We start from the raw sequence: 14,373 nt of genomic DNA on the forward strand, positions 1-14,373 counted from the left end.
TGTGACGAAACCGATGCTACGCATGGTTCGCGGAGAGGGCGAAATTGGACATAACTGAACAACAGATAAAGTCGATGACCAGTGCGGGTCTGAACCTGATCGGTCAGGCCCTGTCGATCTACGACAGCAAATTGCGGCTTGTGGTCAGCAACCACCGTTTTCAGGATATGTTCGACCTGCCGGATGAACTTGTGCAGCCCGGAGCGCTGTTCGCCGACACGATCCGCTATCTGGTTGCGCACGGTGAATATGGTGAAGTTACTGATGTCGAGGATGCCGTCGCTCAGCGGGTTCAACAGGCGCTGGCGTTCGAGCCTCATTACATGGAACGTGTGCGCGCCAACGGCTGCGTGATTTCGGTCGAAGGTGCGCCTTTGCCCACAGGCGGTTGGGTATCCGTCTACACCGATATCACCAACACCAAACAGGCCGAGGCCCTGCTGCGTGCCCGGTCCGAGGAACTGTCGGATCAATTGCTGGACCGCGCCGAGGAGCTTTTGGCAGCCAACCGGAAACTAGCGGCGACCAACTCCGCGCTGGAAGAGGCCAAACGTCAGCTGACCGAGATCGAAGCCCGCACACGCATGACGACCGAGATGATGCCGGCCCATATTGCCCATCTGAATCCGGACGGGCGGTATGATTACTCCAACCGACGGCTCAGCTCGGTCATGCCGAGCCGACCTTCTGAAATTCTGGATATGCACATATCTGACGCGTTGGGTGCTGCGGCCTTTACCCGTGTAGAACCTTACCTGCTCAAAGCCTATGGCGGTGAAACGTCGGTGTTCGAGTTCACAGAGGATCAGGATTCCCGCCGCATCCGCGTGTCGTTTTCACCAGATGGTGAGGGGGGCGTCTATGTGATGTCTGTCGATATTACCGAGGAAACGCAGGCGCGTGTGGCCCTGCAACAGACACGTCGCCGGGCCATGGCGGCGCAGATGACCAGTGGGTTGGCGCATGATTTCTCGAACCTGTTGACCATCATTTTGGGTATGCAGTCCCGGTTGGAAAAGATGGATTTGTCCGAAGCCGCGCGAGAGCTTGTGGCCGCGACCCAGCAAACCGCACTGAGGGGCGGGCAATTGCTGAACCGGATCGCGGATATGACCGGCAACCGAACATTTCAACCAAAAGCAACCGACATGCGCGGCTTGTTGGAAGACTTACGCATCCTCGCCTCGCCATCCCTGCCGCGCGGCGTCGGCCTGTCGGTAGTCAACACTCTGCCGGATGAGGCGCTGATGCTGGACCCGGGCATGGTGCAGGACGCATTGTTGAACCTTGTTCTGAACGCGCGCGATGCCTGTGGTGGATTTGGTCAGGTGACGATCAGCGCGCATAAGATCGGAGAGATCTGGATTGAGATTGCGGTCACCGATACCGGACCGGGTTTTTCCGAGGAAGGTTTGGAGAAAGCCCTGAACCCTTTCTTTACGACCAAGGGCAGCAAAGGATCGGGGCTGGGTCTGCCGATGGTCTATGATACTGTAAAACTGGCAGGCGGAGACCTGAACCTGCGCAACACGCCTTCGGGCGCAGCGGTGGCCATGCGTTTGCCCTATCGTCCAGCCCCGCCGGTGCAGGATGGGCTGGTCCTGCTTGTCGAAGACAATGATGATCTGCGCGGGCAGTTCCGCGATATGCTGGTCGATCTTGGATGTTCGGTGATCGAGGCAACCTCGGTCGATGAAGCCCTGGCTTTGACGGCGGATATTGACGATATCGCGCTGGTACTGTCAGACATCCGACTGGAAGGGCAGGGGACGGGTCTTGACCTGTTGGCGCAGTTGAAACCAGGCTTGGCGTGTATTTTGATGACCTCGTTGCCCTATTCTGACCCGCTGCACCGGCTAGCGCTGACACTGGCGCCGGTCCTGAGCAAACCATTTACGCGGGCACAGCTGTCCGCCCTGATCCGAACCGAGGGCACCTGATGACTCAACCGCTGGTCACCATTGTCGATGATGAACCCGAAATCCGACGTGTTCTGACCGACGCGCTGGAAGAGGCCGGATTCCGCACCCAAAGCTTTGCCCGGGCGCGGGAATTCGAGGCTGCGCTGAAACGTGTGACACCGGATGTGTGCCTGGTTGATCTGTCCCTACCCGATACGGACGGGTTGGCGTTGGTGCATCGGCTGGCACTGGAACAGGGGGCAGCGGTGATCATCATCTCAGGTCGGGCGCAGGTGCAAGATCGTGTGACCGGGTTAGAGCTTGGGGCGGATGATTACATTACCAAGCCGTTCGACCCGGCCGAGGTTGTGGCCCGCATTCGGGCCAGATTGCGGTCCCCTCGCCAGCAGACCTCGCAGTCGGATGTGGCGATGTTCAATGGTTGGACTGCGTATTTTGACCGCTATGTCCTGATCGATGCCAGTGGCGCAGAGACACCGTTCAGCCATGCGGAGGGGGAAGTTCTGCGATTGTTTTTGGACAGCCCGAAACGCCTGATCAGCCGATCTCAGATGCAAGAGGCACTGGGCGGTGCGGCTGGCGACAGCTTTGACCGGGCAATGGATGTGCGCATCTCTCGGTTGCGCACCAAGCTGGGCGAAGATCCGAAAAACCCGCGCCTGATAAAGACCATCTACGGCGCAGGTTACATTTTTCTGGGGGACGTCGAGTGGCGGTAAAGCGCCTATCAATAGCTGGAAGGCGGTCTTATACTAGAGCTCATGTTGTGAATAATTTAGCAAAACCACTTCGTTACACAAAAAATAGGACAAAATCCTAAACCTGATGTCAGCTGGAACACATCGCTTTTATTATCTGCGCGCGGGCTATGGATTCTTGGCGCAGTCGCGCATAACTAACACCATCCTGTCCGGGGGTTGCCGGTGCAATGCGGGTTAAGACCATGACGCTGCCGGGTATCGGAACAGCTAAGGGTTTTGGAGAGTAGAATGATCAAAAAAACCTTGGCCAAATGGCAATCCGGTCATATCGGCCGTTTGCTGGGCGAAAGCCTGCGCAGCCAGGGCTGGTTGTATGGGATCGCGATGATGGCCATGGTTGTGGTTGCTGCAACCACTGCCGGTACCGCGTGGATGATGGAAAACATCGTCAACACCATGACCGAGCCTGAGATGCGCTCGCAGGTCTTTCTGGTTGCCGGGGCTGTAATTGCGCTGTTTTTCGGCAAGGCGGCTGCATCTTACGTACAGGCAGTGTTTTTGGCACGGGCTGGGAACCGCATCATTGCCGTTCAACAAGAACGTCTTTATGCCAAGCTGATCAAGCGCGGTGTGGGCTTTTTCTCCAGAAACGAATCCTCGGGCCTTTTGATGCGCGTGACGCAGGGGGCTCAGGCGGCCAGACGGCTGGTCAACGTCGTTGTCACCAGCTTTGTGCGAGACTTACTGACATTGATCGGTCTGGTTTTCGTAATGGTCTATCAGCAGCCTTTATTGTCAGTGCTGTTCTTTGTCGTGGGCCCGGTTGCCTTGGTGAGTGTTCGTTTCCTGCTCAAGCGCGTTCGCTCGATCATGCAGTCCGAGATGGCGGCGCTGTCCGAGATCATCAAGGTTCTTCAGGAAACCTCCGGTGGCATAACTATCATCAAGGTCTTTGCTCTCGAAGATCATATGGTCGGACGGATGAATGGGGCGATCAGATCGGTTGAAAAACGGGCGAACTCGATTTCGAAACTGCAATCGGTCGCCAGCCCGCTGATGGAATTTCTGGCGGGCCTTGCCATAGCCGGGGTTCTGGTGATTAGCACCATAGGTATCGCAGGAAGCGGCCCAACCACCGCAGGTCAGCTGATGTCGTTCATCACGGCGCTGTTGATGGCATACGAGCCGGCAAAACGTTTGTCGAAGATGCGCGTTGTCATTGAAACGGCGCTGGTTCCGATCGGTCTGATGTTTGATTTGCTGGACGAAGAAGAGCCCATGCGGGAAAGCCCCGATGCCAAACCGCTGGAATCTGGACCGGGTGAAATTCGGCTAAGGGATCTCAGTTTTGGGTACAAGGGAAACCCCAATGTCATTTCGGATATGAACGTGACATTTGAGGCTGGAAAGACAACGGCTCTTGTTGGTCAGTCCGGTGGCGGAAAATCTACTATCTTTGGCCTGATCATGCGTTTTTATGATCCTGATAGCGGAACGGTTGAAATAGACGGGCAGGACCTACAGGGGGCAAGCTTTGCCTCATTGCGCCAAAAGATCTCGTATGTTGGTCAGGAAACGTTCCTGTTTTCCGCTTCGATTATGGAGAACCTCAGATTTGCGCGTCCCGAGGCAACCGACGAAGAGGTGACCGAAGCCGCGCGGGCCGCCCATGCACATGAATTTATCAGCAAGATGCAATTCGGCTATGACACGCAAGTGGGTGAGAATGGCGCGTTTTTGTCTGGCGGGCAAAAACAGAGGTTGGCCATTGCACGAGCAATTCTGCGAAAGTCTGAAATCTTGTTGCTGGACGAAGCCACCAGTGCCCTTGATGCAGAATCTGAAACCCTTGTGAAAACCGCGCTGGACAAGCTGACCGAGAATGTCACAACGATTGTCATCGCCCACAGGCTGTCTACCGTGTTGGAAGCGGACAAGATCATTGTCATTCAGGACGGTGAGGTTATAGAGGAAGGCAACTTGGAAACTCTGGTCGAGAACGATGGGGTGTTCCGGAAATTGTTTGACAAGCAGTTCAAACAACCGGTGTCCTGACAGCCGCCCATTCTGTAGGATCTGGTCAGTAACGTGGACCTATAACCGGGCTTAGCTCGTTTTGACCTATTCGCGCAGTGCCCTGTCTTTGACTTTGACCACAGGTTGCAGAAGGTATTCCATTACCGTCTTTTTGCCCGACAGAATGTCAACCTCGGCAATCATGCCGGGGATGATTTCAACGGCCAGACCATTGGCATCCAGCATCGAGTTGCTGGTCTCAATTTCTACGACAAAAACTTCTTCGTCATTACGTTCGGACCGCGTGATCGTGTCTGCACCGATGCGCGTGATTTGACCGTTCAAAGCCCCATAACGGGCAAAGTCATAGGCTGTGATCTTGACCTTGACCGGCTGCCCTGAGTGAAGAAAGGCAATGTCCTCTGGCCGCACATAGGCTTCGACAAGCAAGGTGTCGTTCAAGGGCACAATTTCAATCAATTCCTCTCCACTGCGGGCCAATCCCCCGATTGTGCTGCGATGCACCCGGTTCACGATACCCCGAACCGGCGATCGCACCTGTGCTCTGTCGGCCCGGTTGCGCAGTGCTGGCAGAATGGGTTGTAACGCCGCAAGCTCTGTGGTCGCCAGCGCCAGATCAGTCAGCGCGGCGCTGCGAAACCGGCTGCGCGTTGCGCGGATGCGGTCGTCTATTTCGTCTAGACCAGTTTTCAGCCTGTTGGTCGCGGCCACGGCCCGCGTTCTGCGGCCTTCCCATTCGGCCTCACCACGGCGGAGCGATAAAAGCGTTGTGGCTGGCTCCATTTTCTTTTCCACCAGTGGCTGCATCATCGCGCGTTCTTCGGCCAGCAACTTAAGCGTCTGATCTGCTGTCACACGATCCACCAGCTCTTCCTCGTATTCCTGTTGGCGTTGCTGACGCTGCCTTTCAAGAATTGCGATTTCAGCACGCAATTCGGATTGGCGCCCCTGATACAGCGCGGTTTCCGAATGCACGACCTCGGGGGACCCTTTGATCAGGTTCGGCGAAAACCTCAGTTCGGTCCCGTCAATTTCTGCCTGCAAACGTTGGGTGCGCGCCATCAGCCCGAATGCACGCTGTTGTTCCTGGTTTAGCTGACTGTCGATTTGGGTGGTTTCGAACTCCATCAGCAGCGTTCCTTTTTCAACCACTTGCCCTTCCCGAATTTTCAGGGATTGCAATACGCCGGGTTCAGTGGCTTCGATCACCTGAATGTCAGCCGAAGGCACGATCCGACCGTCAACGCGCGTCACGTCGTCCAATACGGTGAGATGCGCCCACAGTCCAAGCACGATGAGACAGGACGTAATCACCAACAAAAGCAGAGATCCACGTAGAGGTGAGCGTCCACGTATTTCACGCGCGAGTGTGGCCAGATCAGGATGCCGCGACATTCAGGTGCCTCCGTGTTTTGCGGGCGTGTTGGGCCAGCAAGCTTTTCGGGCCGTCTGCGCCTACGCGCCCGCCTTCGATCACAATGACCCGATCCACCAGCTCCAGAAGGCTGGTGCGATGCGTGACGATGACCATCGTTGTGTCCTGCGTTGCCTGTTTCAGGCGACGGATCACTTCGGCCTCGGTTTTTACATCCATCGCGCTGGTCGGTTCATCCAGCAACAGGACCGGAGGTCGTCCGACCAGTGCCCTGGCCAAAGCAATGGCTTGCCGCTGACCACCGGACAAACCTTCGCCCCGTTCCGCCAGTTTCAGGTCGTATCCATTGGGGGTATGGGCAATAAAATCTTCGACCCCGGCCACCTTCCCAGCATGGATCAAGTCCTGATCGCGTGGCCTGACGGTGCCGCTGTTTATGTTCTCGCGTACCGTGCCAGAAAACAGCCAGATATCCTGTAGGATCGACCCGACGTTTCGACGCAGATCACCAGGGTCGATCTGCCGGATATCTGCCCCGTCCAGCAGAACCGACCCCGAGCGCGGCTGGTAAAGTCCAAGCAACAGCCGGGCCACAGTACTTTTACCCGAGCCGATTGGCCCCAAAATCGCGACCTTCTCACCCGGTTCAATTGAAAATGACACGCCGGCCAAAGTGTCCTCGGTCTGATCGGGATAGGCGAAGTGAACATCCTTGAAGCAGATCCGGCCTTCGAAACCGTTTCGACTTACCCAATTGCGTCCCTGTGGCCTTTCGCTTTCGGCCTGCATCAAGGCATCCAGACTGCGGTAAGCGCTTCGGGCTTGGTTGACGCGGGTCAAGGTTTGGGCAAGCTGTCCCAACGGGGCCAAAGCGCGCCCCGTTAGCATGACCGAGGCAACCAGCGCCCCCATGCTGGCCTGACCGTCGGTGATCAGAAACACGCCATAGAAGACGATCAATACCTGTGCAGCCTGTTGGGTGAAACCGGTCAGATTCAGGGCAAACTGCGTCACCGTGCGGCTTCGCGCGCCGTGTGACGATTGTCGTTCTATCGCGTTTTCCCAACGGGTTCGCATTTGCCTGGCCGCTGCGGTGGTTTTGATGGTCTCAAGCCCTGAAACCGTTTCCACCAGAACGGATTGCTTGGATTGCCCGTCTGAAAAGCTTTTCTCTGCCAGGCGTGCCAACACTGGTTGAACGGCAATTCCCGCAAGCAACACAATTGGAACCGCGAGGGCCGGGATAAGCGCCAGCGGTCCACCCACCAGATGGATGACAAAGATGAACAGCGCGATAAACGGCAGATCAACCAGCGCAACCAGCGTGGCCGAAGTAAAGAACTCGCGTAGAGTTTCGAACTCACGAACTGTGCTGGCCATGGCGCCAGTCGAGCCTGTACGCGATTTCATTCGGATGTTCAGAACCTGATCAAACACACGACGCCCCATCAGCATGTCGGCCTTTTGCCCGGCGCGATCAATGAACCCGGCGCGCAACAGCTTTAGGATGAAATCGAAGCCTAGTGCGAGGCCGACGCCAGCGGTCAGCGCAATCAGGGATTCAGTCGCTTCGTTGGGTAGAACGCGGTCATAAACCACCATGATGAAGATCGACGTTGAAAGGCCAAGCAGATTGGCGAGCGCTGCCGCCAGAATAACCTGTGTGTAAGACCATCGGTTTGCGGCCATTGCCGACCAGAACCAGTGCCCGGAATATGAGGAATCGCTGTTTGATACTTCGTCGCGATAATTGCGGCGAAACAGAAGGGCATATCCGGTGTAAATGTGCCTCAACTTATCTTCTGACACTTCACCGATATCAGCCCCAAGCTCAGGGTCGAAAATCAAAAGATGCCCATCGGGCGAACGACCGTGGTAAACAACGGCTTTATTGTCTTGCAACAGCAAAAGCGCTGGTGCCAGTTGGGTGTCGAAATCCCGCAGCTTTCGTTTGCCGTATCCGGCCTGCAAACCAGCCCTTTGTGCCACTTCGATGGCGTCACGGAGGGTAAGTTCCCCGGTCGTTCCTGATTGCGCGGCATACAAAGTGGCGCTTGTCATCGGCCGATCCAATTGAGCCGCGACATGCAACAGGCATTTTTCCAAAGGCGTAAGCTCGGGGTCTCGTGAAATTGGCAGCAGTTGTGTCATAGACCCTCACCCCACTTGGCCGATGAAATCCCCAGAAGGTCCAGAATGTCACCAGTGAGGCTGAGCGCGGCATAGTTGGTCAGGAAAAAATTCTGCTCAGCCAGGATCAATCTTTCCTGAGCGTTCACATAATCTCGTTGCGCGTCCAGGATTTCGATCAGACTGCGCCGTCCTATTGTGAATTGCTCGCGTGCTGCTGAGACACTGTCGGCGTTGGCCTGCACTGCGATGCGGGCGGCCTGCAGCCGCACTGCGCCAGCTTGCTGATCCGAGCGAACAAATTCCAACTCTCGCCGTATGTCCCGGATTACAGATTCTCGTGTGAATTCAGCCTCTTTGACCTGTGCCTCTGCCGCCGCAATTGCAGCGCGGCGCTGTCCTGTGCTGTCGATCTCGTAATTGAATGACAGGTCGACGCCGAAATTCGCGTCATTCCTATCATCCCGATCAGCAAAGGCTGCAACCTGAACGCCAGGCTGGCGCCGGGATTGAGCAGCAGCCTGCTCGGCCTTTGCGGATAGCAGCGCTGCATCCGCCCGCCGAACCTGTGGGCTGTCCATCACGATCTGAGCATCAGTTCTCGACAGTTTTGGGGCCGCAACCGGAGGGGGCAATACCCCGGGGGCAGAGCCGAAAAATTCGCGAAACTGAGCATCCGCACGATCTAGTCTGGCCTCAGCATCCGCCAATCTTGTCTGCGCGTCAGCCATGCGAGAACGGGCCGCCAGAACATCCGCATTTGAACCTACACCCTGCGCGGTTCGCTCGGCTATTTGGCGAAGCATTTCTTCGTGAGCCGACACGTTCTGTTCCGATATGCCCAGGATTTTCCGCCTGTCAAGAACCACAACATAGGCCTCGATTGCCGAAAGCGCGATTGCCGCTGCGGTTTGCAACTGGTCGCCCCGGCTTTGAAGCACGCGGGCTTTTGCGGCAGCCAGGTCATTCGAGGCCGCGCCGCCGTCATAGACTAGCTGCGAAATTCGCAAATAGGGGGTAACGTCAGCAATATCCGATTCAATGCGCTCGGATCGTGCGTTTACGCCGATGGACACTTGCGGTAAGAACGCCCCTTTGGCGGCGTCCTCATTGGCAGCAGCGACTTCAAGTCGAGTTGCGCTCTGCGCCAAGTCGGGGTTGGATTCGACAGCGACCCGGACCTTTTGACCAAATGCACTTTGCGCAAGCCGCGGTGAAGGAGCGTTCGCGCCCGCGCCCACTGAGCCACGGGAAAGCGACATTTCAACCCCCGTCAGTTCGGGTGCGGGCGTGCAAGCCGAAGACAACGCGGCGAGACAGATTAAAGCTGCAAATTTTACTTTGCGATCATGTATTGGCATAGGTGTTTCACACCCCACTGGTTCCAAGAAAGTCGTCATTCTGAGCGTTGGCCATGGCATAGAGGAAACCGGAAATATCTGAATTTTCCGTGTATTTTTCTTGCGGGTTTTGCTGTGCAAGCTGTTGATGAGCCCGGGATAACCACCCGCAATGTGACAGTGAAATCTGATGCGCGTGGATCAAGAAAAGAGCACCCGAATCGACCAGTTTCAGCTTTTCAACCTGCGACAAAGTCTTGAGCCGCTGGACTGACACCCCAAACTTGTCCGGCGGCAGGGGTATCCCATCATGTGACGCAATTAATTCGAACAACCCAAGACTATCGATGATCTGACACAGGGCCAGGGTTGCCTCACAGGCCGCAGCGCGGGCTTGAAGAAAGATTTTCACCTCACGCAAAGCAGGTGAAACGGCTCCGGTATTGTCAAAAAATGCTTCGTCCTTTGGGTCGTCGCTTAGCAACCCAGAGGATTCATCCACATTTAATTGAAACAGAGGTGCCTGATCTGCCTTTTTGCGACCGGTGGGTGCGGCCTGAAAAGGATAGCAACGTAAAGCAGAGGGCACATAGGCGGCAAGCCACCGGCCCGCCTGCGATACAAATGGAGTAGGCCTATCTTTGAGAACGGACAATATACCGGTTGGCTCATAACCTCTGGCTGTTTTCTTGAACAAAATGGGAAAAGTGGCGGCCGCTTGTTGAGCTTCTTGAAAGACAATTGCGCATTCAGCGCGATTGGCCGCGAATTGGTAAGACATGAAACGTGTCCAGTAACGCCGCCCATGCCGGGAAAAGGTGACTGGAACCAGGCCATTCTGCGCCATTTTTACCCCGTGATTTGAGTGACCGCCGCCAGAAACGGCGGCAGCCGAATTTCTGTTCAGGCTGTGGCCCCGGTGGGGTCGGTGTGCAGGATGTTGTCCGCACTCAGACCGCTTAGGTCATCCAATCCGGAGAATTGCGCCACGGTTTCAACCGTTGCAGAGTTCGGGGCGGTATAGTCGACTTTGACCAGCACACTGTCGGTCCCATCCGTCGCCATCACGTAAATCTCGTCGCCAGTTTGAATCCCGGTCAGGCTTTCAACTGCAGTTTCGATCGTGTTCTCAGACAGGTCGCCCAATACCGTAGTCAGACCGACGACCCCGGTATCTGCGCCGATGGCGTCACCGACGGCCAGTGTCTCGACATCGGTGCCATCTCCGCGAAGTGTTCCGAAGCTTAGGCCGCTGAACATCACAGCATCAGACACTTCGGTCGCGGTTCCAATTGAAAAGCCTGTCACTGTATCGACGCCGTTTGCGGCTGGATCAGCTTCGAATAGGATGACGTCGCGCCCAGCGTCTGAAACGTCAATCGCATCATCACCGTCTTGACCGCGGATAAAATTATCCAAATCAGAGGCTACCAAGGTGTCGTCGCCGCTGGTGCCAATCTGGTAAACGCTTGGACCACCATCCGGGGTCGTGATCGTCAACTCGATGGGCTGATTTGGGTCAACAACGGTCATCTCGAATGTAACCAGAGGCTGGTTCAGATCCGTGAAGGTGGTTGCTGCACCGGCAAAGCGGATCACGTTCCCTCCGATCGGGTTGGACACGAAGAAATCGAATGCCCCGTTGCCAACATCCGACCCAGTGTCGAAGGTTACGACGGATGGGTCAAAGCCCAGTTCTGCCGTCATTGCAAGACCGCTTGAGATATCCCGATCAGCATCTGCATAGATCTCGAATGTCACGGTGTTCCCGCTGATTCCGGCCTGTGTAATGACGTAAGCGGCTGGTTCATGGGCCGTATTGTCATCGTTTGCGGTTAGGGGATAAGGACCACCGGAAACAGTTGCGTCCGCTGCAAAATCAAGGTCGTCACCTGCGTTAATCCCCGAGAAATTCGAGGCAGGAACAGCTAGAGACCAGCTTCCATCTGCGGCGACCGTCGCAGAACCGACGGGGCTGCCGTTCAGGGTGACGTCCACCGCCTGACCTGCACTTAGTCCGGCAGATGTGCCCGATACGGTTACACCTGACGCCTGCGCGTCGACCAACGACACAGCGCCGTTTGAACCGACAGGGTTTATGGTCAATACGGGCCGAAGGTCAGTGGTCAATGTGATGGTCGCCGAGGTGGCCGGGTTTCCGGCCTGATCGGCTACACTGGCTGAAATCGGATAGCCCGTACTGTCTGCAAGGGCCGCCAGATCAGCGGAAGGAACGGTTGCAAACCAGAAACCACCCGACGCGGTACCGGTATACGTTTGGCCATTCAGGCTGACGGAAACGGTTTGCCCATCCTCGGCACTGGTCGTGCCCGAGATCGTGAGGTCGCTGCCTTGCTCGGTCACGTCCAATTCGGTTCCAACCGGCAAGGGGTCGAGAGTCACTGTCGGAACAGTGAAATCAGTGGCAAAGCTTGTGGTGTCCTGCGCGCTGTTGCCTGCCGCGTCGGTTACCGAAGCATCGACATCATATGATACGCCATCCTGCAATGCGCTAAGATCTGCAGCCGAGGCTGTATAGCTCCAACTGCCGCTATTGACCGTAGCGGTGCCCGTGACATCCACGGTTCCGTCGGGTCGGGCGATTTCGACCGTGACAACCGTGCCGTCTGCGGCGTCAGAGGTACCGCTGACAGTCAGGTCTGTGCCTTGTTCCACGGCATTCATGACGGCGCCATCCGACAGGCCTGTGACGCTGATCGAAGGGGCGGTAAAGTCTGTATCAAAGCTGTTGCTGGCCTGGATCGCCGGATTTCCCGCCGTGTCGGACACGTCTGCCGTGACCGGAATGGTGACACCGTCAGACAAGGCGGCAAGATCCGCCGCAGGAACAGTGACAGACCATGCGCCACCCGAGGCCGCCCCGGTATAGGTCTGACCGTTCATCGAAACCGTCACGAGCTGACCATCTTCGGCCGTGGTCGAACCGTTGATGGTCAAGTCTGTTCCCTGCTCGGTTGCGTTCAGAACAGCGCCATCCGAAAAACTGTCAATGGACAGGGTCGGGGCGGTTGCATCTTTGGCAAGAGGTACACTGGCTTGAGGTGCTGCCAGCCCATCGGTATCGGAAACGTCAGCAGTCACCGCAAAGCTTCCTCCGTCAGCCAGGGATGCCAGGTCAGCGGCCGGAACTGTCACGCTCCAACTCCCGCCCGAGACCGTGTCTGTATAGGTTTGGCCGTTCAAGGTAACGGTGACCTGCTGGCCGTCTTCAACATTGGCCGTCGATCCCGAGATTGTCAGATCGGACCCAACCTCGACCGCGTTGAGAACCCCGCCAACGGATAGCGGAGAAACGGAGATAGACGGGCCCGTCAAATCAACAGGAACAGAAGCCGAAGCCGGGACCGAAATGTTGCCGGCGGCATCGCTGACCGTGACATTGACGGTTGCCGGAACACCCGTCGATAGCCCGGTCAGATCGGCGCTTGGGACTGTTACGCTCCATGCGCCACCCGTGGCCGTGGTTGAATATGTTTGACCGTCAAATGTGACGGAAACCGTCTGACCGTCGACAGCTGTGGTTGACCCTGTCAGGGTTAGGTCGGCGCTGACATCGATCAATTCGATAGACCCGCCGGCAACAGGGTCCAGAGTAATCGTCGGAGCGGTAAAGTCTGTATCAAAGCTGGCATCGGCTTGTGTTGCCGAGTTACCTGCCTGATCGTTGACATCTGCGGTGACCGCAATCGTGGCACCGTCCGGCAGGGTCGCCAGATTGGCGGCAGGGACCGATACGCTCCATTGTCCGCCAGCAACAGTACCGGTGAAGGGTTGTCCGTTGATCGTGACGACTACGGTTTGCCCATCCTGGGCGTTCGTTGTCCCGACTACGTTGAGATCAGTGGTCTGTTCCGAGGCATTCATCACCGCCCCGTCCGAAAACCCTGTAATGGTCAGGGTCGGTGGGATGGTATCCACGGCAAATGTCACTGTTTCTGCTGACAATTCCGCGCCCTCGGCGTCGAGATTGCGGACCGTTACGGTTTGCACGCCCTGTGGCAAGGTTGCGGCCTCGGCAGGAGTCAGCGAAAGGCTCCAGCTTCCGTCATCTTCGGGGGTTACGGTTTTGGTGAGCGATCCGATTGTCACTTCGACAGTTTCAGTACCCTCTGGTGCAGTCAGTCCAGTGCGTGCCGTGCTTAGCATATCGCCCTGCGAACCTGCCAAGTTGAGAACCGGATAGCTGGGTGTCGGTGCAGGCGCAGGTGCGGGTGACGGCGCGGTATCGTCGTCTCCGCCACCGCCGCCGCCACCCCCGGCAGCGGCTGCAGCACCCGCCAAACCAAGACCACCCAGCGCCGCGGTTGCGCCGCTAAGACCTCCTGCCGCTGCAGCGCCTCCGGCCTCTGCCAGGCTGAACTGGGCAATCTCGGACACGGCGTCTTCGGCGATCATGATTGCGCCACTATCAAGCACCTGTACGTTTTCGGCGGCGACAACCATCTTGCGACCATCGGCCAATTTCAAAAGAACGTCGCCATTGTCCAACAGCTTGACGGATCTTACGCCAGGAATCGTTTCCGCGAATTGGAATGCATAAAGCTCTTCGATTGTGGCCTGCGCCAGGGCGGGCAGCGCGAGGATCGTTGACCCGAGCCCGCCAACAATGCCACGTCCGGCCCAACGGCGCATCTTGCCGTCAATCCACTGGCGGATGTGTCGCTTGCGTTCGGTATCAGGCTGAGCATCGGCCGGGTTGATCTTGGATTCAGGTTCTTTGGTCATCTTGCCCTCACATGTGGTTTCCGCATCCGCTCGAAGAATCCAGGTTTTGTTCATCTGTCTTTCTCTTCGGTGACTCATGCGGTCGGACCAGAAAAAATTGAGTTAAACTGAAGCCGAACTCC

The 14,373-nt window shown here is 56.7% G+C and carries 8 protein-coding genes; 3 read left to right on the forward strand and 5 right to left on the reverse strand.

Going from position 1 to position 14,373, the window contains the following annotated elements; all coding sequences use genetic code 11:
* Positions 1-74: 74 nt before the first annotated feature.
* The 3 genes from ACR0AL_RS08630 to ACR0AL_RS08640 all read left to right on the forward strand — a co-directional run bounded on the left by ACR0AL_RS08630 (position 75) and on the right by ACR0AL_RS08640 (position 4,678).
* Entirely contained in the window at positions 75-1,940 is a 1,866-nt protein-coding gene (locus ACR0AL_RS08630; RefSeq protein ID WP_480662755.1) for a hybrid sensor histidine kinase/response regulator, read from the forward strand.
* The gene (locus tag ACR0AL_RS08635) at positions 1,940-2,641 is read left to right on the forward strand and encodes a response regulator transcription factor (RefSeq protein ID WP_170350002.1); all 702 of its coding nucleotides are present in this window, start codon (positions 1,940-1,942) and stop codon (positions 2,639-2,641) included. The genes ACR0AL_RS08630 and ACR0AL_RS08635 overlap by 1 nt, the downstream gene beginning before the upstream one ends.
* Before the next feature lie 270 nt (positions 2,642-2,911).
* Positions 2,912-4,678 (forward strand): ABC transporter ATP-binding protein, encoded by a 1,767-nt coding sequence (locus ACR0AL_RS08640; protein WP_170376926.1) that lies wholly within the window; start codon positions 2,912-2,914, stop codon positions 4,676-4,678.
* Between the two features lie 66 nt (positions 4,679-4,744).
* Here the strand turns inward: ACR0AL_RS08640 and ACR0AL_RS08645 are convergent, their stop codons facing one another.
* The 5 genes from ACR0AL_RS08645 to ACR0AL_RS08665 form a co-directional block, all read right to left on the reverse strand.
* Complete coding sequence (locus ACR0AL_RS08645) at positions 4,745-6,055, reverse strand: HlyD family type I secretion periplasmic adaptor subunit (RefSeq protein ID WP_480662671.1); 1,311 nt, start codon at positions 6,053-6,055, stop codon at positions 4,745-4,747.
* Positions 6,039-8,186, reverse strand: coding sequence for a type I secretion system permease/ATPase (locus ACR0AL_RS08650; protein ID WP_480662673.1), 2,148 nt, complete (start codon positions 8,184-8,186; stop codon positions 6,039-6,041). Before ACR0AL_RS08650 ends, ACR0AL_RS08645 begins: the two co-directional genes overlap by 17 nt.
* Positions 8,183-9,427: a TolC family protein gene (locus ACR0AL_RS08655; RefSeq protein WP_170350006.1), complete on the reverse strand. Its 1,245-nt coding sequence runs from the start codon at positions 9,425-9,427 to the stop codon at positions 8,183-8,185. Before ACR0AL_RS08655 ends, ACR0AL_RS08650 begins: the two co-directional genes overlap by 4 nt.
* 106 nt (positions 9,428-9,533) lie before the next feature.
* Positions 9,534-10,352 (reverse strand): SapC family protein, encoded by an 819-nt coding sequence (locus ACR0AL_RS08660; protein ID WP_170350007.1) that lies wholly within the window; start codon positions 10,350-10,352, stop codon positions 9,534-9,536.
* Between the two features lie 56 nt (positions 10,353-10,408).
* Positions 10,409-14,305 carry a beta strand repeat-containing protein gene (locus ACR0AL_RS08665; protein ID WP_480662675.1) on the reverse strand — a complete coding sequence of 1,299 codons (3,897 nt, stop codon included), beginning with the start codon at positions 14,303-14,305 and terminating at the stop codon, positions 10,409-10,411.
* Between the last annotated feature and the right edge of the window lie 68 nt (positions 14,306-14,373).

This window comes from Ruegeria sp. BB1 (assembly GCF_056539465.1).